Source organism: Streptomyces sp. cg36, assembly GCF_041080675.1.
Classification (GTDB): Bacteria; Actinomycetota; Actinomycetes; order Streptomycetales; family Streptomycetaceae; genus Streptomyces.
In genome coordinates this window covers 1,158,683-1,182,763 of sequence record NZ_CP163520.1, presented here as the reverse complement: position 1 = coordinate 1,182,763, position 24,081 = coordinate 1,158,683, and the positions used below count along the sequence as shown (strand labels likewise).

The following is a 24,081-nucleotide window of genomic DNA, read 5'->3' as shown; positions in this document are numbered from 1 at the left end:
CTACCGCGCCTCCTGGTCGCTGTCCGGGACCCGCGCGGCCCATCGGGGCAGCCGCTCCGTCCGCCGCCGGCCTTCCCCCACCGCCTGGACGGGGTGGGAGGCGGCCCCCTCGTTCTGCCGGGCCTGCCCGTTGTGGCCGCGCGGCGCCGTGGGCGGCCCGTCCCACAGCGTGCCGTCGGTCCGGTCGCGCGGATCGGGGTCGATGAGCACCACACCGATCACCGGCACGCCCAGCTCGGCCAGTTGCCGCGCCACGGTGTGCAGCCAGGCGGCACTGCCGTGCCCGGCCCGTACGACCAGCACGGTCCGGGCGCCGAGGTGGGGAAGGTCGATCCAGGTCGCGCCGGGCGCCACCGAACCGACGCCGAACCGGCGCTCCTCGGGCGAGCCGCCCCGGGCGCGCTCCCCGCTGACCACGGTCGGGCCCCCCGGCCCGGCGCTGTCGGCGAGCGGCAGCCCGGGCAGCCCGTCCACGATCGCCACCGGTCCGTCCGCCGCCAGCGCCTCGGCCAGGGCCAGGGCGATGGCGCCGGTGCTGCGGGCGCAGCCCAGTTCCAGCAGCGACAGCGGTTCCGAGGAGCCGCGCACGGTACGGGCCAGTGTCGTGGTGAGCCGTTCGCGGGCCGCCCGGGTCCGGCGGCGCTGCCACAGCCGGCCGAGCCGCGAGGACGCGGGCAGCTCGGAGATGACCGAGGCGCCCAGATGGGCCGCGATGTCCCGGCGCAGCACGGGCCGGTCCGCCACCACCGCGCCGACCGAGGCCACCACCAGCCCGAGGACGAGCCCCAGGACGAGGCCGATCACGGCGCTGGTGAGCGCGGACTTGGACACGGAGTGCCGCACCACGCGCGGGGCGTCCACGATCTGCGTTCCGGCGATGAGCTTGGGCGTGCCGGTCCGCGCCTCGGCGGCGCGCTCGTCGAAGTCGGTGATCCGCGCGGTGAGTTCGGCGCGGCGGGCGAAGAGCGTCTCGATGTTCGCCGACGCCTTCGGGTCGCTGCCCGGGGTGCGGGACCCGATTGACTTGTTGACCTGGGCGAGCTCGGTGCGCATCCGGTCGCGCTGGTCGAGCAGGGCCTGCGCCTCGGCGTTGGCGGTGTCCCGCATGCGCTTCACGTGGTCCGCGACGAACGCGTCGGCCAGCGCCTTGGCCCGGGCCACCGCCTGTGCGTCGCTGTCGCCGGTCACGGTGATCTGCATCAGGTTGTTGGTCAGCCCGGCGCCGTGGTACTGGCCGATGAAGTCCTCCGGTCTGTCGGGGGACTTGAGGGCCCGCAGGGCCTCTTCGGCGATCCGGGTGGTGCCCAGCAGCGCGACATCCGTACGGATCAGCGTTCCGGGGTCGTTGGGCTGGTCCTCCTGATGGGTGACGAGCACCTTGGTCACCGCGGTCGGCGGCGGGGGCATGAGGACGGTCATGGCCGCGCCGATCAGCAGACCGAGCAGCGCCATGGTGGCCCACAGGCGGCGGCGCCTGCGGACGGCCACCACCAGGGGCTGAAGATCGATCAGCGGAGCCGCGGCCGACGTCTGTGCAGTGCTGTCGGTCGTCACCCGTTCCCCCCCTGCGCGTGGCCGGGAACCGCGAGCGCCGGAGCGCTGTCGTCCGGCGACCGGCCGGGCGACCGCGCCGGACGGGCCCGGACCGTGGTGGCGACGACGACGCCGACGACCTCGTGCCCCGCGTCGGCGCACGCCTCCGCGACACCGGCGAGCTCGTCCGCGGTCCAGCTGCCGGGGCTGAGCACGACCACGGCACCGGACTCGGTGTCGCGGTCCGGCACCAGAGGCTGGGACACGGTGACGTCCACCACCCGCAGCAGAGGGCCGTTCTTCGCCTCGGCGACCAGCTCCGCCGCCGCCCGGCGGGCGGTCTCGTCGCCGTCGGGGACGACGACCAGCAGCCGCCGGGGCGCGGGCAGTCGCTCCCGCAGGCGGTCGCACACCCGCCGGTAGCGGATCTGTCTGCCCGCCTCGTCGCCGGAGAGCCGGGGGCTGGGCAGGTCCCACCGGGTGTCGGTGCCGAGCAGCCGGCGCAGCACGGCCCGGCGGCCGTGGCTCTCCGGCCGGGGCGCGGACCGCTCGTCGAGCACGTCGACGGCGCCCAGCAGCGCCGAGCCCAGCGCGGTGGTGATCTCCCCTTCGGAGCGCAGCCGCCGGTTCATCCGCGCGGCGGTCAGATGACCGATGATCCCGAGCAGCAGGAACAGCAGCGCGCCGCCGACGAGGAGTTGGGTGCGGGTGGGTGGGGCCTCGCTGGTCGGCCGGGGCGCGGGCCCCATGACGACCATCCCGGCCTTGCTGCTCGCCGGGTTCACCTGGTCCAGTTTCTTCATGGCCTCTTGCAGCGCGGTGCGCAGTTTTTCGAGTTCGGTGCGGGCCTGCACGCTCTCCACGGTCCGGCCGGGGTCGGCCGCGTTGGCCAGCTCGGTGATGCGGCGGTTGGTCTGCTCCACCTGCTGGCGCAGGGAATCGGGCCCGGCCGCGGTGTCCGGTTCGCTGCTGTCGCCCGCGAGCCGGGCGGCGAACGAGACGAACTGCTGGGCCACCTGGTCGGCGAGCCGCTGCGAGCTTCCCGGGTTGTCGGCGGTGCCGGAGATCTTGAGGATGTTGCCGTCGGCGGCCTTGGCGCTCACATGGGAGCGCAGTTCGGCGCCGCTGACGCCGGACCAGCCGAGCGTGGCGGCGGCGCGGTCCACCACCGCCGAGCTGGTGGCGATCTCCGCCTGGGTCAGGAGCTCGCGCTCCTCCCACTGCCCGGGCAGCAGGACCGACACGGAGGCGGTGTAGCGGGGCGGGAACAGCAGCGAGCCGCCGTACCCGACGAGCGCGCCCAGCACGGTGAGGACGGCGAGGAGCCTCCAGCGCCGACGGAGGATCCGTCCCACCGTGACCAGGCGGATGGTGTCGTCGCTCAACGGCGCGGCCTCTTCCCTGCCCGGGCCCGGCCGCCCGCCGCCACCGGGGCGCGGTCGCCGCAGGCCGCGGTGTACGCGGCGAGCAGCGCGGTCTGCGAGTTCCGCCAGGAGAGCTCGCCGCCGATCCGCTCCTGACCGGTCTTGCCCATCCGGGCCCGCCGGTCCGGGTCGTCCAGGAGCAGCTCGATGAGCCCGGCGAACTCGGCCTCGTCGTTGGCGGACGCGTAGACGGCGGCGTCACCGGCGGAGACCCGCGCCTCCCGCAGGTCGAACGAGACGATCGGGCGGCCCATCGCCATGTACTCCAGGACCTTGTTCATGGTCGACACGTTGTTGAGCGGGTTGCGCGGGTCGGGGGAGAGGCACACGTCGGCGGTGGACAGGTAGCGCACCAGATCGGCGTCCGGGATGCGCCCGGTGAACTGCACCTGGTCGGAGAGGCCGAGCCGCCCGGAGAGCTCCACCATCGCGTCGAAGGCGTCGCCGGAGCCGACGAACACGGCGTGCCAGTCGGTCCGCCCGCGCTCGTCGCGCAGCTTCGCCAGGGCCCGCAGGGCGTAGTCCACGCCGTCCTGGGGGCCCATGACACCGAGGTAGCAGAGCAGATGCGGTTTGCCGCGCTTCAACTCCGGCTCGGGCGGCACCGGTTGGAACCGGTCGGTCTGGGGCGCGCTGCGGACCACGAAGACGTCCTGCGGCCGTCGCCCGCCCCGGCGCACCGCGACGTCCCGGTAGCTCTCGTTGGTGGCGAGCACGACGTCGGCGGCCCGGTAGGTCATCCGCTCCAGCGCGCACACGCCCCGGTAGAGCAGGTCCTGGCCCCGGTCGAACCGGGACAGGTACAGCTCGGGCACCAGGTCGTGCTGGTCGAAGACGAACCGGGCGCCGCGCCGCTTGAGCCACAGCGCGGGCAGGAACAGCAGGTCCGGCGGGTTGCAGGCGTGGACGACGTCGACCGGGCCGACCTTGCGGGCCAGCCGGGCCGTGTGCCACAGCGCCGTGCCGTACTCCCGCAGATAGCCGGCCGGTCCGCCGGTGGCGGCGCGCAGCGGGTAGCGGTGGATCCGCACCCCGTCGATCTCCGCCTCCGCCTCCGTGTCCCGCTTGCTGCCCCGGGGGCAGATGACGTGGACCTCCCAGCCCGCGTCGCGCAGGGTCGTGCACTCCTGCCACACCCGCCGGTCGAACGGCACCGACAGGTTCTCCACCAGAATCAGCGCACGCCGATTCCGCCGGTCCTCACGTATTGCGTCACCAAGCAAGGCCCACGTACCCAGGTTCGGCCCGGCGCCTGTCGGCGTCGGGAAGGCGGATGAGGTCGATCAGCAGCGGGCCGTCACCGTGCGGCAGCGCCGAGAGCACGGCCGGGTCCCCGGTCCCGACCAGACACACCTCGGCGTGCCCCAGTACGTCGTCGACGGAGTCCGCGAGCAGCTGCGCGAGGTGCGGCAGCCGGGTCTCGATGTACTCGCGGTTGGCGCCGATCAGCCGGGACAGGCTCACATTGGCGTCGTAGATCCGCAGGTCGTACCCCTTGCCGTGGAGCCGCTCGGCCAGCTCGACGAGCGGGCTCTCCCGCAGGTCGTCGGTGCCGGGTTTGAACGACAGCCCGAACAGGCCCACCCGGCGCTTGCCGGTGCGCTCCACCAGGTCCACCGCGCGCTGGAGGTGGTCGGAGTTGGAGGGCAGCACATGGGCGAGGATGGGGACGGAGACATCGGCGCGCCGGGCCGCGTGGACCAGGCTGCGCAGGTCCTTGGGCAGGCAGGAGCCGCCGAAGGCGAAGCCGGGCCGCAGATAGGCGGGGCTGATGTTCAGCTTGCGGTCGGCCAGGAAGACGTCCATCACCTGGTGCGAGTCCACGCCGAGCGCCTGGCACACCGCGCCCAGCTCGTTGGCGAAGCCGATCTTGAGACCGTGGAAGGCGTTGTCCGCGTACTTGATGGCCTCGGCCGTCGGGACCGGCACCCGGAACACCTCGCCGGGCAGGCCCTCGTAGAGCGCGAGCACCGCGTCGCCGCTGGCCGCGTCCAGTTCGCCGATGACGGTCTTGGGCGGGTCGAAGAAGTCCTTGACGCTGGTGCCCTCGCGCAGGAACTCCGGGTTGACCGCGACGCCGAAGTCCACCCCGGCCGTGCCGCCGACGCTCTTCTCCAGGATCGGCACCAGCAGGTTGAGACAGGTGCCCGGGAGCATGGTGCTGCGGAACACCACGGTGTGGCGTCCGCCGCGCTCGGCCAGCGCGGCACCGATCTCCTCGGTCACCCGCTCCAAGTAGGTCGTGCACAGGCTGCCGTTGGCCTCCGACGGGGTGCCCACACAGATCAGGGACACCTCGCTGCCCCGGATCGCCTCGCGCACGTCGCGGGTGGCGCGCAGCGCCCCGCTCCGCACGACCTCGGCGGTGAGCTCGCCGATCCGCTCCTCGACCACCGGTGCCTTGCCGTCGTTGACCAGGTCGACCTTGACCTGGTTGACGTCCACCCCGATGACCTCGTGCCCCATGCTGGCCAGGCACGCGGCCGACACACAGCCCACGTAGCCGAGCCCGAAAACGCTGATTCTCATGACCCGTCCCTCCCCCCGGGCAGACCCCGGCGGCCTGCGCTCCACACGTTCACGGGACCGGTGAACCGCCGTCCCCCGCGCATCAGTAGGCCCCCTGCCCGTAGAGCACCGCACGCAGTGTCTTCCACAGGATCACCGTGTCCAGGGCGAGCGACCAGTCCTCCACGTACCGCAGGTCGAGGCGGACCGCCTCCTCCCACGGCAGGTCGCTGCGTCCGCTGATCTGCCACAGACCGGTGAGGCCGGGCTTGACCAGCAGCCGCCGCCGGATGTCCGGGCCGTACGCGGCGGACTCCTCCGGCAGCGGGGGGCGCGGGCCGACGAGCGACATCGACCCGGTCAGTACGTTGAACAGCTGCGGGAGCTCGTCGATCGAGTACCGGCGCAGCACCGCCCCCACCCGGGTCACCCGGGGGTCGCGGCGGAGCTTGAACAGCAGACCGGCGCCCTCGTTGAGGTCGGCCAGCTCGGCGCGCGCCCGGTCGGCTCCCGCGACCATGGTGCGGAACTTGAGGATGGTGAACTCCCGCCCGTCCTTGCCCACTCGGCGCTGGCGGTAGAACGCGCCGCCCCGGCTGTCCGCCAGCACCAGCAGCCCCACGAGCAGCATCAGCGGCGCGAACAGCACGATCAGGAGCGCGGAGCCCAGCCGGTCGACGACCCCCTTGACCGCCCGGCGGCCACCGGTGAACGTCGGCATGCTGACCCGCAGCAGCGGGATCCCGAGCACCGCGTCCACGTGCAGCCGGGGGCCCGCCACCTCCATCAGCACGGGTGCCACGACCATCTCGGCGTCGCTGCCCTCCAGGTTCCAGGCCAGCCGCTGGAGCCGGTCCGGTGACCAGTGCGGGTCCGGGGTGACCGCCACGACCCGGTAGCGGTCGCGGCGGACGTGGCCCGCGACGTCGGCCAGTTGGCCGACGACCGGCACACCGTCCAGCTCCTCGCCGTCGAGCCGGGGGCCGTCCGTGGTGCACACGGCGTCCACCCGCCAGCCGAGGTGCGGGAACTTGCGGGTGCGGGTGATCAGGTCGCGTACGGTGGCCGGGCTTCCGGCGGCGAGGACCGGGCGCAGGCAGTGGCCCTCCTTGCGCTGCCGGTGCAGCCGCAGCCGCAGGAGGTAGCGCGCGGTCATCGTGGTGAGCCCGATCGCGGGGATCGCGACGAAGATCCAGAGCTTGATGTTGCGCGAGGTCAGGGCGATCCCGCCGAGCGCCAGCACGACGGCCGCGGTGAACAGCGCGCGGCCGAGCCGGCGGAACTCCTCGGCGCCCTGGCCGAGTACGGCGGGCGCCCACGCCCGGCTCACCGTCAGGGTCGCCAGCACCAGCAGTTCGGTGCCGAAGGTGAGGATGCCCCACTTCTCATGCCAGTTGGCGGCGTCGCGGGCCCCGAAGAAGTTGCCGATCGACAGGACGACCAAGGCGGTGGCCAGGGTGTCGCTGGTGATCACGGCCCGGCGGTAGCGCTGTTCCCAGTCGTTCGCGGACTGGCCGAGCGTGCCGTTCGCAGGCGGTCTTCGCGTCGGTGGAAACGGGCTGGCCACTCCTCCCTGTTGCACGGGACCCCCCCAGGTCGCCGGTTGTTCCACGTGTTCGCCCAACACTGTTCCTCCCCCCTTCGGGAGGCCCCCGCCCCCCGCCCGGTTTCTCCCTCGGGACGTGCACGCCCCCCGCGCGTCACATCCCGGCTATTCAGTGCTAGTTGAACGATCCGGCCAGGTGGCAGCGGCTCCGCGGGCACCGGTCGGATGGTCGAAGTGCGGGGAACCCGGCGCGACCTCGGGTGCTCCCCGCACCCGGGCCCGCCTTCGGGCTCCAGGAATTGATCACTTCCTCACGTCCTGCGCCGGGACGCGACTTGCGGCTGTACCCGGCGCCGGATCTGTAGATCGTTCTCTGGTTGCCTCGTAGCTGAGCGGCTGGGCTCGGACTCTAGACCATCGAACGCCGTATGTAGAGGGGATGTGTGCAATTTGTGCTCAGCTTTGAGACGGGATCGATCGGCTGTTGATCACCCCTGCGCAGGGGGTGTGACCAGCGATGCCCCAGCTAAGCGGAGTGATCCAATCAGCCTGACGTGGGCGTGAGTTGATCACATCGGTGCCCGACGGCATGGCCAAAAGTGAGCGTCCCCGATCGGGCGCCCCGGAGCGCGCGCCGGGGCGGCGTGTGAAGGATGGGGGAGGAGGTGCGGAGAAGTACGGCTGGGGTCGGGAGCGCGGACCCCGTCCGATCGGTCGATGTCTCACCGCGGGCCGTCGATGCCCGAACGCGTCCGACCTTCGGCGAAGCTGGTTCAGCTACCGGACCCGCGACCACATCACGGAACCCGCCACCGCCACCGCCGCGACCAACGCGAGCACCCCGGCGACCCGCTCGCGGCGGGTGTGCGCGGGTACGGGCGGCAGCACCGGGAACGACGGGTCCCGGGGTGCCTCGGCGGGGGTGTGCGCCGGGCGCGAGGCGGCCCGCCGCCGGGCGCCGCGCAGCACCCGGTGCAGGGCGAGCGGCGGCACGAGGGGGAGCGCGGCGGCGCATCCGGACCAGCCGGGCAGGTGGAGCGCGGCCACGGCGAGGAGGACGGCCGCGTACCCGGCCAGGACCACCGGCGCGCCCGCCCGGGGGTGGGCGATCAGGGGGCGCAGCGCGGCCCGGCCCGGCCGGGCCAGCGCCTCAAGGGTCTCGGCGAGCACCGCGAGGCGCTCGTCCCCGGGCCGTGCGGCGGCCTGCCGGCGGGCCCGGGCCGCGGCCGTGCGCGCGGTGGGGGAGAGCTTCAGGAGCAGCCGGGCGTCGTGCCGCTGCATCTGGGCCGCGGTGGGTACGGCCTCGTCCCCGGCGCACCGCTCGGCATGCCGGGCCTGGGGCGAACCCGGGGCCAACCGGCTTATCCGCGCGACCAGTTCGGGGACCCGGCGACGGCGGTCGGGCTGCTCCAGGGGGTCGGCGCCGAGGCACAGGTCGGCGTACGCGGAGAGCAGCCCGACGTCCTGCGGGAAGGCGTCCAGACCGTCCCGGAAGGCCGCCTCGGCGCGCTCGTCGTGGCCGTCGTCACCCTCGGCGGCGTGGGCCCGGCCCAGCACGGCGTAGAGGCGGGGGTGGGGGCCGTGGGTGAAGAGCGCGCGCTCGGTGCGCCGCCGGGCCTCGGTCAGCCGTCCGTCGCGCAGCAGCTCCTCCGCCTCGGAGGCGGCCCGTGCCAGGGCCTCGGCCTCGGTGGCGGGGGCCGCGTCGGCGGCGGAGACCGCCTGGGCGGCAACCTCGGTGGCGGCCCAGGCCAGAGCCGCGGCCTCGGCAGGGGAGGCCGCTTCAGCGGCGGAGACGGCATCGGCGGCGGAGGCCGCGCGGGCCGCAGGGGCCACGTGGGCAGTGGCGAGCGCCCCTGTCGCGGAGGGTGTGCCGGCGGCGGAGACCGCCTCGTCGGCGGAGCCCGCTTCAGCCACGGAGACCGCCTGTGCCGCAGAGGCCGCCCCGGTCGCGGAGGGCGCCTCCGCCGCCGTCTCGGCGTCGGCCCCGGCCCGCACCCCGGTGTCCGCCTGCGGCGGCGTCCCGGCTTCCGGCTCCGGGCGCGCCGAGCTCTTCTCCTGCCCCTTGGCCTGCATGCTTCCCCACCCCTGCGGATGCCCCGAGCGGTTCGGGCGCCACATCCGTTCAGTGTGCAACTATCATGCCTGCGGCCGGACCGGTCAAACGGCGGCGGCCGGACCTCCCGGCACCGGCCCCGCCCCCGGCTCCACGCCCCGCCTCACGCCCCGGCCGCGCCCCCCGGCTCCGCGCCCGCCCGGGCCGTCGCCAGGGCGAACAGCTGCTTGAGGGCGGCGAACGCCCCCTCGCGGTCCACCAGGCCGTCGAGGTGGTGCAGGGTGTGCACACCGATGCCGCTGCCGAACACGATCGACGCCAGGCTCTTGGCGTCCGGCAGGCCCGGGGCCGCCGCCGCGATCCGCTCCAGATAGCCGACCCAGACCCGGCGGGTCTGCTCGTACCCCCGGACGTAGGCGTCCCGCAGCGGCCCCGCGTCGCGCAGCACCTCGGGCAGCACCGTCGCGAACACCCGGCCGCAGGGCGCGTCCATCACCGCCAGGTGCGCGTCCACGAGCAGGCCGAAGGAGAGCGGGCCGGACGCGGGCAGCCGTCGGCGGTACTCCTCCTCCGCCGCACCGAACGCCTGCTCGATGACCTCGACGATCAGCCCGTCCTTGGAGCCGAAGTGCCAGGCGACCGAGCCCCGGCTGATGCCCGCCCGGTCGGCCACCGCCTGCACGGACGCGGCGCGCGGGCCCGCCCGGGCGACCAGCTCGGTGGCCGCCTCCAGCAGACGGCGGCGGCTCTCCCGCGCGGACTCCTCACGTCGACCGGCCATACGGGGATTCTTCCACACGGCACCCAACCGCCCCAGGGCGTACGGCCGTCGGGGCGCGGGTGGCCGGAAACACCGATCATGTCCGGGCCCTTGACGGTCTATGTCGGACGTCCAACGATTGGACGGGCGTCCAGTTTTGGCTGGATGGCCACCCCGGTGCGCCTCGGCCACCGCGCACCGCGCTGCTTCGGCCCACACCTCGTCACGATGGGGAGACGTCATGCGCCTGGTCACCTTCGAACGGAAGTCGACGCCCGGACGGCAGTGCGTCGGCGCGCTGCTGGACGGCGACGCCACTGTGCTCGACCTCAACTCGGCCGACCCCGACGACACGGCCTTCGACTCGATGCGCGCCCTGATCGACTCCGGCGAGCGCGGCCTCGACCGGGCCCGCGAGCTGTGTGCGCGCCGCCCCGGCCACAGCCTGCTCACCCGTGACGCCGTGCGGCTGCGGGCGCCCCTGCCCCGCCCGGCCCGGCTGCGGGACTGCGGCCTGTTCATCGCCCATCTGGAGTCCGGATTACGTGAGTTGGCCCGCCGCCAGGCGGCGGCCTCCGAGGACCCCGAGGGCGAGTTCGAGCGCTTGATGGCGAGCGGCCGGTTCGACCTCAACCCGCTCTTCCGCGAGCGGGTCATGTACTACACGGCCGACCACCTCTCGGTCAGCGGCCCCGAGGACGTGATCACGGCACCGGCCGGGGCGCAGGAGCTCGACTACGAGCTGGAGTTCGCGGCCGTGGTGGGCCGCGGCGGCCGGGAGGTGAAGCCGGGCGCGGCGGGGGAGCACGTCTTCGGCTACACCGTCTTCAACGACTGGAGCGCGCGCGACCTCCAGGTCCAGTTGATGCGGGCCGGTGTCGGGCCGTGCGAGGGCAAGGACTTCGCCGGGTCCAACACGCTGGGCCCGTGCATCGTCACCCGGGACGAGCTGACCGACCCGTACGCCCTGACCATGACCGCCCGGGTCAACGGCGAGGAGTGGTCGCGCGGCGCCACCGACGGGATGCACCACAGCTTCGAGGACGCGATCGTCCAGCTCAGCCGGGACCGGGCGGTGCACGCGGGAGACGTCATCGGCTCCGGCACCGTCCCCTCCGGCACCGGCTTCGACCTGGCCCGCTCCCTCAAGGACGGGGACGTGGTGGAGCTGGAGGTCGACCGGATCGGCGTGCTGCGCAACACCGTGCGCATCCCCGCGCCCGCCGCCGACCGCGCATGAGCGAGGCATACGTCCTGGCCGTGGGCCGCACCCCGTACGGCAGGTTCCCGGAGCTCGGGGTCGGCGCGCTCGCGGCCGAGGCGCTGACGCTGTGCCTGGCCGACGGGGGCGCGCGGCCGTCCGCCATCGACGGGGTGTTCTTCGCCAACGCCACCCAAGGGGCCCTGGAGGGACAGCATCTGATACGAGGTCAGGTGGCCTTGCGGGGGAGCGGGCTGGACGGGGTGCCGGTCTTCAACGTGGAGAACGCCTGCGCCTCCGGTGCCACCGCCGTCCACCTCGCGGCCACGGCGGTCCGCGCGGGCGAGATGGACGTGGCGCTCGCCCTGGGCGCCGAGAAGATGTACGGGGCCGACGCGGAGCGCACCCGCGAGGCGTTCCACGGGGGCCTCGACGTCGCCCGCTGGGAGGCCGAACTCAAGGCGCTGCGGGAGGCCGCCGGGGCCGCCGCCGCCCCGCCCGGGCTGCGGTCGGTGTTCATGGACGTGTACGCGGCGCTCGCCGCCGACCACCGGCGGCGCCACCCCGAGTGCACCCCGGCGCGGCTCGCCGCCGTCACCGTCAAGAACCGGCGGCACGCCGCGCTCAACCCCCGCGCCACCCACCGCGATCCGCTCACCGTCGAGCAGGTGCTGGCCGCGCGCGAGATCGCGGCCCCGCTGACGCTCCCCATGTGCGCGCCCATCGGAGACGGCGCCGCGGCGGCCCTGGTGTGCTCGGCGTCGGCGGTGCGCCGGCTCGGCGCGCGCCGCGCCGTACGGATCCGGGCGAGCGTGGTCGCCTCCGGCACCGGGCGCGAACTGGGCGACGAGGCACGGCAGATCACCCGGCGCGCCTCGGACAGCGCCTACGAGCGGGCGGGCCTCGGACCCGGGGACGTCTCGCTCGCGGAAGTGCACGACGCCACCGCCGTCGGAGAGGTCCTCCAGCTCGAAGCGCTGCGGCTGGTGGGGCCCGGCGAGGGCGCGCTCGCCGCCGAGCGCGGCGAGACGGCGCTCGGCGGGCGGCTCCCGGTGAACACCTCCGGCGGCCTGGAGTGCAACGGCCACCCCGTCGGCGCCACCGGCATCGGGCAGGTGGGCGAGCTGGTCGCGCAGCTGCGCGGCGAGGCGGGCGCCCGGCAGGTGCCGGACGCCCGGATCGGGCTCGCGGAGAACGGCGGCGGGTTCCTGGGCTTCGAGGAGGCGGCTGCCGCCGTACTCGTCCTGGAGGCGCCGCGGGGGAGGCACCGATGACCGGTTCCGCGAACATCGCCGCCCTGCTGCACCGCACGGCCGGGGCGCGGCCGGACGCCCCGGCGGTCTGCGAGGGCGCCGCCGTCCTGCGCGACTACCGGCAGCTGGCCGGGCGCGCCCGGGCGGTGGGCGCCGCGCTGCGGCACACCTACGGGCTGGCTCCGGGCGACCGGGTGGCGCTGGCGATGCGCAACACGCCGTACTACCCGGAGGTCCTGTTCGGGGTGTGGTGGGCCGGGCTGGTGGCCACGCCGATGAACGCCCAGCTGCACCCCAAGGAGTTCGCCCAGCAGATCGACGACTGCGGGGCCCGGGTGTGCGTGGCCACCGGCGAACTGGCGGGCGCGCTGCGCGAACAGGGGCTCGGGGCCACGGTGCTGACCACCGTGGAGACGCTGGTGCGCCGCGCCGGGCAGGTCCCGGCCGGGCCGCCCGCCGAGGTGCGGCCCGGCGACCCCGCCTGGCTGTTCTACACGAGCGGCACCACCGGCCGCCCCAAGGGCGCCACCCTCACCCACCGCAATGTGGCGGCGGCCACCGAGTGCGCCCTCACCGACATCGGGCCCGGCATCGACGCCGCCTTCCTGCACATCGCGCCCCTGTCGCACGCGGGCGGGCTCTTCGGGCTGGCCACGGTCGCCCGGGGGCGGCCCCAGGTGTTCCCCCGCGACGGCGTGGTGGACGCGCACACCCTCGACGAGGCGCTGCGCGCGTTCGGGCCCGCGGTGTTCTTCGCGGTCCCCACGATGCTGCGCCGCCTCCTGGACCCGGCGCTGCTGCCGGACGGGCTGCTCGACCGGGTCCACCACGTCCTGTACGGCGGCGCGCCCATGTACACGGCCGATCTGCGCGCGGCCGTCGCCCGGTTCGGGGCCGAGCGCCTCTGGCAGGGGTACGGCCAGGGCGAGACGCCCGCCACCATCACCCATCTGCGCCCCGAGGACCACACGGGCACGTACGACGAGGCGCTGGGACGGCGTCTGGCGAGCGTGGGCCGGGTGCGCACCGGCGTGGAGGTGCGGATCGTGGACGCGGACGGCGTACCGGTGCCGCCCGGCACCACCGGCGAGGTGACGGTGCGGGGCGAGACGGTGATGGCGGGCTACTGGAACGATCCCGGGGCCACCGCCCGCGCCCTGCGCGGCGGTTGGCTGCACACCGGTGACCTGGGCCGGTTCGACGTCGACGGCTACCTCACCCTGGTCGACCGGGCCAAGGACCTGATCATCGCCGGGGGCTCCAACATCTATCCGCGCGAGGTGGAGGAGGCGCTGCTGCGCCATCCGGCGGTCGCCGAGGCCGCGGTGGTGGGCGCCCCCGACCCCGAGTGGGGCGAACTCCCGGTCGCCTTCGTGGTGGCGGTGGACGGCTGCCCGGTCACCGCCGCCGAGCTGGAGGGCCACTGCCTGGGCGAGCTGGGCCGGTTCAAGCGACCGCGCGCGTACCGCTTCGTGCCCGCGCTGCCCAAGAACTCCTACGGAAAGGTGCTCAAGACCGAACTGACGGGGCCGATCCGCCCGGTCCCGGACGCCGAACGTGAGAGAGGCTGAGCTGAGATGAGCCGCATCGTCGACCTGACCTCCCCCCTGGACCCCCGCGACCTCGACCTCCTGCCGCCCGACATGTCCGAGCTGGCGCTGGTGGTGGCGCCGCGCATCGACTACCACCCGCACGACGTCTGGGGGCGCGCGTTCATGGTCGCGTCCTTCGGCTGCGACCCCGACGACCTGCCCGGCCGCGAGGGACCGGCGGGCGAGGTCATGCACGAGATCAGCACCCACTGCGGTACGCACGTGGACGCGCCGCTGCACAGCGGCCGGCTCTGCGAGGGCCGCCCGTCGCGCACGATCAGCGACTTCACCCTGGACGAGCTGTACCGGCCGGGGATGGTCCTGGACGTACGGCCCTGGGCCGAGCCCGGGGCGGCGATCGCGGTGAAGGCGCTGGAGCGGGCGGTCGAGGCGACGGGCCGGGAGATCGAGCCGGGCGACGCGGTGCTCATCCGCACCGGCCAGGAGCGCTATGCGCTGGGGCAGCCCGAGTACTTCGCCTACCCCGGCATGTCGGGCGAGGGCACCCGCTACCTCACCGGCCGGGGCGCCACCGTGCTGGGCACGGACGCCATCGGCTGGGACCGGCCGATCCCCGCGATGCGCCGGGCGTTCGAGGAGACCGGGGACCCGGCGCACATCTGGGACGGCCACTACGCCATCCAGGGCAAGGAGGCGCTGATCGTCCAGCAGCTGGTGAACCTGGCCGCGCTGCCGCCGACCGGCTTCATGGTGGGCTTCTTCCCGCTGAAGCTGACCGGTACGAGCGCGGCGCCCGCGCGGGCGGTGGCGTTCGTGGCCGAGTAACGCACGCAAAAAGCGTCAGATCCCCGCAGTCCCGGACGGCCCGGCCGCCCGGGACCGCGGTGCGTTGCGGCCGGGGTCCGGGGAGCGCCGGTGCCGGGAATGCACGGGGTTCCCGGCGGTAACCGTAAAGCGGACCGGATTCACCGCCGCCACCCGTGTGGGCCGCGTCACCCGCGGCGACGTCTTTCGGCTGGCCGAATGTCAACTGTCGCCCACCGGTCACGCATTGACTGTGCGTGGACACGAATTGTAGTGTTACTTATCGGTAGGGTGGTGCGCATGCCTAATCCCGGCATTCTCTGTGATCAGGTGCTGTCGCAGATGCGGCCGCTGATCGAATCCGTGGTGAACGAAGTGCAGATCCGGGCACTGGAGGATTCGACCGTCGCGGTAATCGACGACAGGAATACTGCGGCCAATACGCTGGACGCCCTGGTGGAACAGGCGGAGAGTTCCGTCCATTTCCTCGTTCCCCCCGCGGCGGACGCGGTTTCCGTGGTCGGCAGGGCGCTCGGCACCCTCGCCGGACGCGCCGGCGAAGGGCCGCGGGTGCGGATCCTCGCCGACCCGGACATGGCCGGCGAGCTGCGCCCGGCCCGGTTCGGCGCACCCCCCGAGAGCGTCGAGATCCGCCTGGCCGCCGCCGGGGTGCGGCACGCCGCCGTGGTCGTCGACCGGCGGGTGGCGCTGGTGCGGTCGCCGGGCGCGGCCACCGGCCCCGAGGCGTCCCTCGTCCGCGCGCCCGGAGTGGTGCGGGCGCTCGACGACATCATGCTGACCGCCTGGCAGCGGGCCGCCCCGCTGGCGAAGTTCCAGCGCCTCCAGGAATGCCTCGGCCGCGACTCCGGGATCCGGATACTGAAGCTGCTGAGCGACGGCTGCACGGATGAGGCCGCCGCCCGCGAACTGGAGATGTCGGTGCGCACCTATCGCCGCCGGGTCGCCGACATCATGCGCCTTCTGGACGCCCGCTCCCGTTTTCAGGCCGGAGTCCTGGCATCCAGCATGGGCTTGTTTCTCACTTAGGTCGCCGGTGTTTCGCGCACATCACATGAAGTGCGGACTGAGGCAGCAACCTGTCATCCACGACCGGTATTTCCGAACGCCCTGGCAATTAGCTGACGGGGCGTTGAACATTCCCGGGCGGAATTGCCAGAGTCGAAGGACGATCCCGTGCGGTCGACCGCCGCGCGAACCGCCCGACCGAAGGAAGCCACGTACACCATGGGTCAACACAGCCCGGTGCCGCCTGCACCGATCGCGATCGTCGGAATCGCCTGCCGCGTCCCCGGCGCCGACGGTCCGGACGCCTTCTGGCGGCTCCTGACCGACGAGGTCTGCTCGGTCGAGGACGTCCCGGCGGTCCGCTTCGGGCGGCCGTACGAGATCCCCGGCGCGCGCGTGCGCGCGGGACTCCTCAAGGACGTGGACCGGTTCGACGCCGAGTACTTCAGCATCTCGCCCCGGGAAGCGGCGGGCATGGACCCGCAGCAGCGCCTCTTCATGGAGACCGTCTGGGAGGCGCTCGACGACGCCGGGCAGAACGCCGCCGACCTCGCGGGCACCCGCACCGGGGTCTACGTCGGCACCACCAACGTCCACTACTGGGACCTCCAGCAGGCCCTCGGCGCCCCCGACATCCACGCCTCCCTCGGCGCCGGATCCCGCTCCACCACCACCGGCCGCGTCCAGTTCGCGCTCGGCGCCACCGGCCCCGGCCTCTCCGTCGACACCGCCTGCTCCTCCTCGCTGACCGCCATCGCGCTCGCCTGCCAGAGCCTGCGCAGCGGCGAGTCCACGCTGGCCGTCGCGGGCGGCTCCCAGCTGCTGCTCGCCAACACCGAGAACCACGGGTTCGTGGACGCCGACGTGTTCGCCGACAACTGCAAGTTCGGTGACGCCGCCGCCGACGGCTTCGTCTTCAGCGAGGGCGTCGGCGTGGTCCTGCTCAAGCCACTGGACCGGGCCCTCGCCGACGGCGACCCGGTGCGCGCGGTGATCCGGGGCTGGGCCATGAACAACGACGGCGCCGGCAGCGACACCATGATGAACCCGGCCCTCGGCGGCCAGCGCCAGATGCTCGAACTCGCCTACGAGCACGCGGGCCTCGACCTGGCCGAGGTGGACTACATCGAGGCACACGGCACCGGCACCCGCGCGGGCGACCCCGTGGAGCTCGGCGCGATCGCCGCCGCCCTGGACGGCCGGCGCACCGGCGCGCCCCTGCTGGTCGGCTCCGTGAAGAGCAACCTCGGCCACACCGGCGCCGCCGCCGGAGTCCTCGGCCTCATCAAGACCGTCCTGGCCCTCCAGCACCGTACGGTTCCGCGCAGCCTCCACCTCACCGAGCGCACCCCGGCCGTCGACTGGGACGGCGCGGGCCTGGACGTCCCGCACCGGGCCGCCGTACCGCTGGCGGCCGAGGGCCGCGAACTGACCGCCGGGGTCAGCGGGTTCGGGGTCTCCGGCACGAACGTGCACATCGTGCTCGCCGAGGCCGGGGAGCACACCGGCGGCGTCCGGGGCCCCGAGCCCGCGGAGCACGGCCCCGGACACCTCCTCGCGCTCTCCGCCGCCTCGCCCGAGGCGCTGCGGCAGCGGATCGCGGACGTCGCCGCCCACCTGGAGCCCGGCGGCGCGGGCCGCGCGGACCCGGTCGCGGACCTCTGCCACACCGCCGCCGTGCGCCGCCCGCACCACGACTGCCGGATCGCCGTGACCGGCGGCGACGCGGACGCACTCGCCGGGCGGCTGCGCGAGGCGCTGGCCGAGGACCGCGCCACCGGCCGCGCGGGCCGCCCCCGGATCGCGTTCGTCTTCTCCGGCCACGGCTCCCAGTGGATCGGCATGGGCCGCGGGCTGATGGAGTCCTCACCCGCCTTCAGCGCCGCCCTGGCCCGCTGCGACGAGGCCGTGCGCGGTGAGACGGGCTGGTCGGTCGTCGACCGGCTCACCGACGGCAGCGACCTGGTCGGCGAGACCGTCGCCGTCGTGCACCCCGTGCTCTGGGCGATCCAGGTCGCGCTCGCCGAGACCTGGCGCGCCTGGGGCGTGGAGCCGGACGTGGTCATCGGCCACAGCATGGGCGAGTCCGCCGCCGCCTGCGTGGCGGGCGCCCTCGACCTGGCCGACGCGGCGGCCGTGGTGTGCCGCCGCGCGCGGCTGATCCGCGACCGGGTCGCCGGGCGCGGCACCATGTCGGTGGCCGCGCTGAGCGCCGCCGACGCCGAACGGCTCATCGCCGACCTCGCCGTCGACGTCTCGGTCGCGGCCAGCAACGGGCCGCGCACCACCGTCCTCGCCGGTGAGGTCGAGGGCATCGAGAAGATCAAGGCCGAACTGGACGCCCGGGACGTCTTCTGCCGGGTGATGAGGGCCGAAGCCGCCTCGCACTGCGCCCAGATGGACCCCCTGCTCGACGAACTCGCCGCCGAACTGGCCCACCTCACCCCGCGCCCCGGCACCGTACCGCTGCGCTCCACGGTCACCGGCGAGCTGATGGACGGCGCCGGGCTCGACGCCGCGTACTGGACCCGCAACATCCGCGGCCGGGTCCACTTCCACGAGGCCGTCCTCAGCACCGCGCTCGAAGCCGACACGGTGTTCGTGGAGATCAGCCCGCACCCGATCCTGTCGGGCGCGGTGCAGGACTCGCTGGCCGAGGCCGCGCTGCCCGGCTCCGCCATCGCCTCCCTCGTACGCGACGAACCCGAGCGCGAGACCCTGCTGACCCACCTCGGCCGCCTCTACGAGACGGGCGCGCCGGTGGACTGGAACGGGCTCTACGGGGGCGGTCGTTGCGTGCCCCTGCCGTCCTACCCCTGGCAGCGCGAGAGCTACTGGGTGGAGGACCTGGAGGCGCTGGCGAGCGTCCATGACTTCCGCCTGGACGACCCCGGCTCGCCCTTCCTGGCCGACGCCCCGGCGCAGGGCCCCGCGCTGCTGCACGGACCCGCGTTCGCGGAGGCCGCCCGCCTCGCGGCCCTGGAGCGCGCGGACGGTGGCGCGGTGGTGCTGAGCGAGGTCACGGTCAAGGACGCGCTGGCCGTACGGGCCGGATCCGCGCCCGTCATGACCGTCACCCTCACGCCCGACGAGAGCGGGGAGCGCCTGGGCTTCCGGGTCACCGGGAAGGCGGACGGCGTGGAGAGCGAGCACGCCACCGGCACCGCGGCAGTGCTGCCCGGCCTCGCCCCCGCCGTACGCGAGCCCGTGGCCCGCACCCTTGAGCGCTGCTCCGAACGCCTCGACCCGGCCGTCTTCTACGCCCGGACGGCCGTCGTCAAGGAGCTCTTCCCGGTCCTGGACGAACTGTGGCTCGGGCCCGGCGAGGCGATCGGCCGGCTTCGCCGCCCGGACACGCTCGCGCCGCACCCGGCCCACCCCGTCCATCCGGCGCTCCTGGCCGCCGCCTCCCAGCCGGCCCTGGCCCTGCTGCCGGACCTGGCGTACCTGACCGAGCACATCGCCGAAGTCACCGTGCGCGGCGGCCAGTCGGACGTGATGTGGAGCCACTGCCGCATCGCGGAGGCCACCCCTGACGGGCTGCTCCTCCTGGACATGGCCCTGCTCGACGAGGCCGGCGCCCTGGTGGCCGAGGCGCGCGGGATGCGGATGCGCCGGGCCGGAGCGGCGGTGGACACCACGCAGGGCGCGGAGCACGAGACACCGGGCGCGGAGAACGAGATGCCGAACGCGCAGAACGGGACGACGGACACCGCGCCCGCCCGGCAGCCGGAACCGGCCGCGCGGCTCGGCGCGGACAACGGCATCGAGCTCACCGGTGAACTGCGCCTGACCGATCCGGGCAGCGGCTTCGTCGTCGAACTGCGGGGGAGCCTGCGGATCTCGACGGGGACGGCCGGTGGCGCCGCGGCGGCGGTGACGGCGGCCCCCCTCACCGTACGAGCAGCGGCACCGGTACCAGCGCCGGCACCGGCTCCGGTCGCGGCTCCGGTCCAAGTGGCCGTCGCCGCACCCGTGGTGGCCGCCCCCACCGATGCGGTGGGCGTGCCCGCCGACGGCTCGCCGTCCGCCGACCGGCCCGTCGCCGACCGCGTGGCGGAGCACGTCGCGGCGGTGCTCAAGATGCGCGTCGCCAGGCTCGATGTGAACAAGCGCTTCAGCCAGCTCGGCATGGACTCGCTCATGGCCACCGAGCTGCGCAAGCGGCTGGAGCGGGAGCTGGGCGTCACGCTCGCCCCGACCCGGCTGGCGCGGGAGACGACGACCGCTTCCCTGGCCCGGGAGCTCACGGCGGACGTCACGGCGTAGCGGCGGAGTCGACCGACGGGGGACGGCCCGCCCGGCGCACGCATGACACACACTCAGAAACACAAGGTGGAGGAAGAGTTGACGAAGGACCTGTACGACATCGGCCAGTTGCCCCCGCTCGGCGAGGTGCCCGCACGGATGCACGCGTCGGTCATCCGTCCGGAGCGCTACGGTCCGCCGGAGCAGGGCTTCGCCATGGAGGTCGTCGACGTGCCCCCGGTGGGCCGCGGTCAGGTGCTCGTGTACGTGATGGCCGCGGGCATCAACTACAACAACGTATGGGCCTCGCTCGGCTACCCGTACGACGTGATCGCCGGCCGCAAGAAGGCGGGGGCGACCGAGGACTTCCACATCGGCGGCTCCGAGGGCTCCGGGATCGTGTGGGCCGTCGGCGCGGGCGTCACCTCGGTGAAGGTCGGCGACGAGGTGATGCTCTCGGGGTGCACCTGGGACGAGCGGGCCGAGGACATCCGGATGGGCGCCGACCCGATGACCTCGGCCACCCAGAACGCCTGGGGGTACGAGACCAACTACGGCTCGTTCGCGCAGTACGCGCTGGTCGACGACTACCAGTGCCACCCCAAGCCCGCCAACCTCGGCTGGGAGGAGGCCGCGTGCTTCCTGCTGACCGGGGCGACCGCCTACCGCCAGCTGTGCGGCTGGGCGCCGCACACCGTGGAGCCCGGCGACCCGGTGCTGGTCTGGGGCGGCGCGGGCGGCCTCGGCTCGATGGCGATCCAGATCACCCGCATCCGGGGCGGTGTGCCGATCGCGGTGGTCTCCGACGAGGAGCGCGGCAAGCACTGCCTGGAGCTCGGCGCCGAGGGGTACATCAACCGCAACGACTTCGACCACTGGGGCAGGCTCCCGGACACCACCGACGGCGCGGCCATGGGCAAGTGGCTGCAGGGCGCGCGGGCGTTCGGGGCGCGGTTCTGGGAGATACTCGGCGAGCGCCGGGCCCCGCGGATCGTGCTGGAGCACAGCGGGCAGAACACCATCCCCACCTCGATGTACCTGTGCGACACGGCGGGCATGGTGGTCATCTGCGGCGGCACCAGCGGCTACAACGGCGATGTGGACCTGCGGTTCCTGTGGATGCGTCAGAAGCGGCTGCAGGGCTCGCACTTCGCGAACATCCGCCAGTGCCGCCAGGTGATCGAGCTCGCCGCGAGCGGCAAGCTCGACCCGTGCCTGTCGTGGACCGGTGACTTCGCGGACACGGGCCTCGCCCACCAGCTCATGTACGAGAACAGGCACCCGTCGGGAAACATGGCGGTCCGCGTCAACCACGTCACCGGCTGACCGGCTCGGCACCGGCAGGCCCGGGGACCCGTCGGCGCGGACTCGGTCACGCTCCGCGTCCGTACGGGTCCCCCGGGTGATGATCCGGGCGGTACGGGGGTCCCCCCTTGAGCGATCATCACACCGGGGGGTTACCATCTGAGCGCCGCCTAGCTCGAAAGATACGCCTGTGACTGTCAATGACGACTCGTTCACTAACTGGAAGAACCGCGAGGAGATTGCGGAGTCGATGATCCCGATCATCGGGAAGCTGCACCGGGAGCGGGACGTCACCGTCCTCCTCCACAGCCGCTCCCTGGTGAACAAGTCGGTGGTCAGCATCCTCAAGACCCACCGATTCGCCCGGCAGATCGACGGTGAGGAGCTCTCGGTCACCGAGACGCTGCCGTTCCTGAAGGCCCTCACGACGCTCGACCTCGGCCCTTCGCAGATCGACATCGGCATGCTCGCCGCCACCTACAAGGCCGACGACCGCGGTCTGTCGGTGGAGGAGTTCACCGCGGGTGCCGTCGTCGGCGCCACCGGTGAGAACAAGGTGGAGCGCTGCGAGCCCCGCGACGTCGTCCTGTACGGCTTCGGCCGCATCGGCCGCCTCGTCGCCCGGCTGCTCATCGAGAAGGCCGGCTCCGGCAACGGACTGCGGCTGCGCGCCATCGTCGTCCGCCAGGGCGGCGACCAGGACATCGTCAAGCGCGCCTCGCTGCTGCGCCGCGACTCGATCCACGGCCAGTTCCAGGGCACCATCACCGTCGACGAGGAGCGCAGCACCATCCTCGCCAACGGCAACGAGATCAAGGTGATCTACGCCAACGACCCGTCCGAGGTCGACTACACGGCGTACGGCATCAACAACGCCATCCTGATCGACAACACCGGCAAGTGGCGCGACCGCGCGGGCCTCTCCAAGCACCTGCGCCCCGGCATCGACAAGGTCGTCCTGACCGCGCCCGGCAAGGGCGACGTGCCCAACATCGTGCACGGCGTCAACCACGACATGATCAAGCCGGACGAGAAGATCCTGTCCTGCGCCTCCTGCACCACCAACGCGATCGTCCCGCCGCTGAAGGCGATGGCGGACGAGTACGGCGTGCTCCGCGGCCACGTGGAGACCGTCCACTCGTTCACCAACGACCAGAACCTGCTGGACAACTACCACAGCTCCGACCGCCGAGGCCGCTCCGCGCCGCTCAACATGGTGATCACGGAGACCGGTGCCGCCTCGGCCGTCGCCAAGGCGCTGCCGGAGCTGAAGGCGCCCATCACGGGCAGCTCGATCCGCGTCCCGGTCCCGGACGTCTCGATCGCGATCCTCAGCCTGCGCCTCGGCCGCGAGGCCGACCGCGAGGAGGTGCTGGACTACCTGCGCGAGGTGTCGCTGACCTCGCCGCTGAAGCGCCAGATCGACTTCACCAACGCCCCCGACGCCGTCTCCAGCGACTTCATCGGCTCGCGCCACGCCTCGATCGTCGACGCGGGCGCCACCAAGGTCGACGGCGACAACGCGATCCTCTACCTCTGGTACGACAACGAGTTCGGCTACTCGTGCCAGGTCATCCGGGTCGTGCAGCACGTCTCCGGGGTGGAGTACCCGACCTACCCGGCTCCGGTGGCCCACTCGGTCTGATCCCGGCGCACGTCCGCCCGGCCCGGTGCCCCGCCTCGCGCGGGCACCGGGCCGGGCGTCCGCCGTTCAGGGGCTCTGGTCCACCGGGCCGCCCCCGGCGCCGTCCGGCGCCCGCGTGCCCTCCTCCGGCTCGGTCAGCCCGGCCCGCTCGGCGAGCGCGCCGCCCTGGAAGCGGCTCTCGGCGCCCAGCTCCTCCAGCAGCTCCGCGATGTGGCGCCGACAGGTGCGCAGCGACATCCCCATGCGCCGGGCGATCACCTCGTCCTTGGCGCCCTCGGCCAGCAGCCCGGCCAGCGCCCGCCGCAGGCTCTGCCCCACCTCCTTGTACGCGGCACCGCCGCCGCCCCGGAACGGTGTCGCCGCCGACCAGCGCTGGTCGAAGACGCGGCACAGATAGGCCACCACATCGGGGTCGCGGACCAGTACCGCGCCCTCGCCCGAGCCGCCGTCGGCGCGCCGGGGCAGGAACGCCACCGACCGGTCGAACACCACGGCCCGGTCCGGCAGTTCGGCCGCCGTACGGTACTGCGCGCCCGCCTCGGTCAGCGTCTCCACATATCCCTGGGTGGCCAGGCTGGCCCGGGCCGAGTGCTGGTACAGGGTGCGCATCCGCACCCCGCGCCGCAGCATCGCCAGATCCCGGTCGAGGGCGTCCCCGAGCCGGTGCGGGGAGCGCCCGCCGCCGGGCTGGACGCTGAACACCTCCTCGCGGCAGCGGGCCGACTCCTCGGTGAGCATCGCGGACGCGGCGGCCAGGTCGGGCAGCAGGTCCATGCCCTCGCGGTGGTCCCGGGCGCGCCGGGCGGCCCGGTAGAGGGGCATCAGGGAGTGCAGTTCGTCGCGTACCGACTGGGCCTCGGCGGCGGCCCGCGCCAAGTGCGACTCCACCGGACCGAGCGCCTCCGCCGCGGCGGCGTCCGGGCTGACCGGTATCAGCTCCTCCGGTCTGCCCGGAGCCGGTCTCAGCAGCCGGAGCCGCAGCAGGGTGCGGCAGGCCGCCTCGACCTCCTCCCCGCTCAGCCCGGGGAGCCCCGGCGCCCCGGCCGGCCGCTTGAGGCTCCCCTGCGAGAGCACGTACTCGAAGACGGCGACGGCCCGCTCGTCCAATGGCGGGAGACCGGTCGATTGTGTCCCCATTGACATGCTTTACCCCCGAAACGCGACCCTGCGACTTTCGTGTCATGCAGGGTATTGCCAGGTCAAGGCGCTGGACCAAGGGGGC

Annotated in this window: 16 protein-coding genes; 8 read left to right on the top strand and 8 right to left on the bottom strand. The window is 73.7% G+C overall.

The genetic code is table 11. The annotated features are described in order from the left end of the window. The 7 genes from AB5J87_RS05270 to AB5J87_RS05240 form a co-directional block, all read right to left on the bottom strand. Positions 1-1,554: a Wzz/FepE/Etk N-terminal domain-containing protein gene (locus AB5J87_RS05270; RefSeq protein WP_369374449.1), complete on the bottom strand. Its 1,554-nt coding sequence runs from the start codon at positions 1,552-1,554 to the stop codon at positions 1-3. Then, the gene (locus tag AB5J87_RS05265; RefSeq protein WP_369374447.1) at positions 1,551-2,918 is read right to left on the bottom strand and encodes a Wzz/FepE/Etk N-terminal domain-containing protein; all 1,368 of its coding nucleotides are present in this window, start codon (positions 2,916-2,918) and stop codon (positions 1,551-1,553) included. The genes AB5J87_RS05270 and AB5J87_RS05265 overlap by 4 nt, the downstream gene beginning before the upstream one ends. After that, a complete protein-coding gene (locus tag AB5J87_RS05260; protein ID WP_369374445.1) occupies positions 2,915-4,180 on the bottom strand; it encodes a glycosyltransferase family 4 protein in 1,266 nt (421 codons plus the stop codon). The genes AB5J87_RS05265 and AB5J87_RS05260 overlap by 4 nt, the downstream gene beginning before the upstream one ends. Beyond that, a complete protein-coding gene (locus AB5J87_RS05255) occupies positions 4,170-5,486 on the bottom strand; it encodes a nucleotide sugar dehydrogenase (protein ID WP_369374443.1) in 1,317 nt (438 codons plus the stop codon). The genes AB5J87_RS05260 and AB5J87_RS05255 overlap by 11 nt, the downstream gene beginning before the upstream one ends. Positions 5,487-5,568: 82 nt before the next feature. After that, entirely contained in the window at positions 5,569-7,047 is a 1,479-nt protein-coding gene (locus tag AB5J87_RS05250; RefSeq protein ID WP_369374441.1) for a sugar transferase, read from the bottom strand. A 741-nt stretch (positions 7,048-7,788) separates the two neighbouring features. Then, positions 7,789-9,084, bottom strand: coding sequence for a hypothetical protein (locus AB5J87_RS05245; RefSeq protein ID WP_369374439.1), 1,296 nt, complete (start codon positions 9,082-9,084; stop codon positions 7,789-7,791). Between the two features lie 143 nt (positions 9,085-9,227). Continuing rightward, positions 9,228-9,845, bottom strand: a complete 618-nt coding sequence (locus AB5J87_RS05240) for a TetR/AcrR family transcriptional regulator (RefSeq protein ID WP_369374437.1) — start codon at positions 9,843-9,845, stop codon at positions 9,228-9,230. Positions 9,846-10,065: 220 nt separating this feature from the next. On the opposite strand from AB5J87_RS05240, the gene AB5J87_RS05235 reads away from it, so the two are divergent. The 8 genes from AB5J87_RS05235 to AB5J87_RS05200 all read left to right on the top strand — a co-directional run bounded on the left by AB5J87_RS05235 (position 10,066) and on the right by AB5J87_RS05200 (position 22,859). Continuing rightward, entirely contained in the window at positions 10,066-11,064 is a 999-nt protein-coding gene (locus AB5J87_RS05235) for a fumarylacetoacetate hydrolase family protein (protein ID WP_369374435.1), read from the top strand. Beyond that, complete coding sequence (locus tag AB5J87_RS05230; protein ID WP_369374433.1) at positions 11,061-12,299, top strand: thiolase family protein; 1,239 nt, start codon at positions 11,061-11,063, stop codon at positions 12,297-12,299. The genes AB5J87_RS05235 and AB5J87_RS05230 overlap by 4 nt, the downstream gene beginning before the upstream one ends. After that, the gene (locus AB5J87_RS05225) at positions 12,296-13,849 is read left to right on the top strand and encodes an AMP-binding protein (RefSeq protein ID WP_369374431.1); all 1,554 of its coding nucleotides are present in this window, start codon (positions 12,296-12,298) and stop codon (positions 13,847-13,849) included. Before AB5J87_RS05230 ends, AB5J87_RS05225 begins: the two co-directional genes overlap by 4 nt. A gap of 6 nt (positions 13,850-13,855) precedes the next feature. Further along, positions 13,856-14,656, top strand: a complete 801-nt coding sequence (locus AB5J87_RS05220; protein ID WP_369374429.1) for a cyclase family protein — start codon at positions 13,856-13,858, stop codon at positions 14,654-14,656. Between the two features lie 279 nt (positions 14,657-14,935). Continuing rightward, on the top strand, positions 14,936-15,682 hold the full coding sequence (locus tag AB5J87_RS05215; RefSeq protein WP_369374427.1) for a hypothetical protein: 747 nt from the start codon (positions 14,936-14,938) through the stop codon (positions 15,680-15,682). Positions 15,683-15,880: 198 nt separating this feature from the next. Then, positions 15,881-19,930, top strand: coding sequence for a type I polyketide synthase (locus AB5J87_RS05210; RefSeq protein ID WP_369374425.1), 4,050 nt, complete (start codon positions 15,881-15,883; stop codon positions 19,928-19,930). A gap of 78 nt (positions 19,931-20,008) precedes the next feature. Then, on the top strand, positions 20,009-21,235 hold the full coding sequence (ccrA, locus tag AB5J87_RS05205) for a crotonyl-CoA carboxylase/reductase (RefSeq protein WP_369374423.1): 1,227 nt from the start codon (positions 20,009-20,011) through the stop codon (positions 21,233-21,235). 169 nt (positions 21,236-21,404) lie between these two features. Further along, positions 21,405-22,859 (top strand): glyceraldehyde-3-phosphate dehydrogenase, encoded by a 1,455-nt coding sequence (locus AB5J87_RS05200; protein ID WP_369374421.1) that lies wholly within the window; start codon positions 21,405-21,407, stop codon positions 22,857-22,859. A gap of 66 nt (positions 22,860-22,925) precedes the next feature. On the opposite strand, the gene AB5J87_RS05195 is transcribed toward AB5J87_RS05200, so the two are convergent. Then, complete coding sequence (locus tag AB5J87_RS05195; RefSeq protein WP_369374419.1) at positions 22,926-23,996, bottom strand: hypothetical protein; 1,071 nt, start codon at positions 23,994-23,996, stop codon at positions 22,926-22,928. Positions 23,997-24,081 lie beyond the last annotated feature (85 nt).

What these genes read in the sequence shown, in the direction of transcription:
- AB5J87_RS05230 (WP_369374433.1), top strand. Translation starts at nt 11,061, where the DNA reads ATGAGCGAGGCATACGTCCTGGCCGTGGGCCGCACCCCGTACGGCAGG.
- AB5J87_RS05245 (WP_369374439.1), bottom strand. Translation starts at nt 9,084, where the DNA reads ATGCAGGCCAAGGGGCAGGAGAAGAGCTCGGCGCGCCCGGAGCCGGAA.
- AB5J87_RS05210 (WP_369374425.1), top strand. Translation starts at nt 15,881, where the DNA reads ATGGGTCAACACAGCCCGGTGCCGCCTGCACCGATCGCGATCGTCGGA.
- AB5J87_RS05235 (WP_369374435.1), top strand. Translation starts at nt 10,066, where the DNA reads ATGCGCCTGGTCACCTTCGAACGGAAGTCGACGCCCGGACGGCAGTGC.
- AB5J87_RS05220 (WP_369374429.1), top strand. Translation starts at nt 13,856, where the DNA reads ATGAGCCGCATCGTCGACCTGACCTCCCCCCTGGACCCCCGCGACCTC.
- AB5J87_RS05225 (WP_369374431.1), top strand. Translation starts at nt 12,296, where the DNA reads ATGACCGGTTCCGCGAACATCGCCGCCCTGCTGCACCGCACGGCCGGG.
- AB5J87_RS05195 (WP_369374419.1), bottom strand. Translation starts at nt 23,996, where the DNA reads ATGGGGACACAATCGACCGGTCTCCCGCCATTGGACGAGCGGGCCGTC.
- AB5J87_RS05215 (WP_369374427.1), top strand. Translation starts at nt 14,936, where the DNA reads ATGCCTAATCCCGGCATTCTCTGTGATCAGGTGCTGTCGCAGATGCGG.
- AB5J87_RS05240 (WP_369374437.1), bottom strand. Translation starts at nt 9,845, where the DNA reads ATGGCCGGTCGACGTGAGGAGTCCGCGCGGGAGAGCCGCCGCCGTCTG.
- AB5J87_RS05255 (WP_369374443.1), bottom strand. Translation starts at nt 5,486, where the DNA reads ATGAGAATCAGCGTTTTCGGGCTCGGCTACGTGGGCTGTGTGTCGGCC.